This is a genomic window from Sphingobium sp. ZW T5_29, from assembly GCF_044987515.1.
Lineage (GTDB): Bacteria > Pseudomonadota > Alphaproteobacteria > Sphingomonadales > Sphingomonadaceae > Sphingobium.
Window position 1 is genome coordinate 1 of sequence record NZ_JBJDRM010000031.1, and the last position, 870, is coordinate 870.

Genomic DNA, 870 nt, shown 5'->3' on the forward strand with positions numbered 1-870 from the left:
TGCTGTAGTTGAGCGTGAAGTCCTTGCTGAACCCGCTCCCCAGCGCCTGCGTCGCCGCTCGGCTGTTGTCGAGCACATAGCTCCAGCTGCCATCGCTGTTCTGCGTCAGCGTGCCATAGCTGTTCAGCTCCGCCACCGCCGCAGCGTCCGCCCCCCAGGCGACGAAGCTCTTGGGCGTGTCCGCACCCGCCACATCATTGGTCAGCACATTGCCCGACAGGCTGCCCGCCACATCCTCGGTCAGCGTGCCGCCCACGTCATCGACCGCCTGCGGCGCGTCGTCGACGATCCGCACGATCAGCGTGTCGCTGGCGGTGGTCCCGCCGATGCCGTTGACGCTCAGCGCGACGCTGTCGTCGAACTCGGTAAGCGTCGCCCCTGGCTTGCTGTCATTGTCGATGGTGGCGCCCAGCGTGTAGCTGTAGCTCACCGCGCCCGTCCCCGCATTGTAGCCGGTCAGGCGCAGCGTCCCCTCGCCCGTGTTCACAACCCCATTGGTCGTGCCGAACGCCTGCATCTGCGCCAGGGTGAACACCGTGCCCCCCACCACGATGTTCGCGATCCCGTCGGTCGCGCTCACCGTGAAGCTGCCGCTCGTCACATGGCTGCCGTCATTGGCCGTGCCGCTCGGCAGCCCCGCCTCATGGACGGTCGCGTCGGGACCCGTCGCCGCCGCCGTCACCACGCTCGCGCCGTCCGCCGCGCCCTTCACCGTGATCGTCAGGGTCGCGGGCGACGTATCGCCGTCGGCATCCTGCATGCTGTAGTTGAGCGTGAAGTCCTTGCTGAACCCGCTCCCCAGCGCCTGCGTCGCCGCTCGGCTGTTGTCGAGCGCATAGCTCCAGCTGCCATCGCTGTTCTGCGTCAGCG

General features: G+C 68.0%; 1 protein-coding gene. It reads right to left on the reverse strand.

Features of this window, described 5'->3' with window-relative positions; genetic code table 11:
• On the reverse strand, positions 1-870 hold an 870-nt coding region (locus ACI3KQ_RS15900), incomplete at both ends, for a VCBS domain-containing protein (protein WP_404959311.1).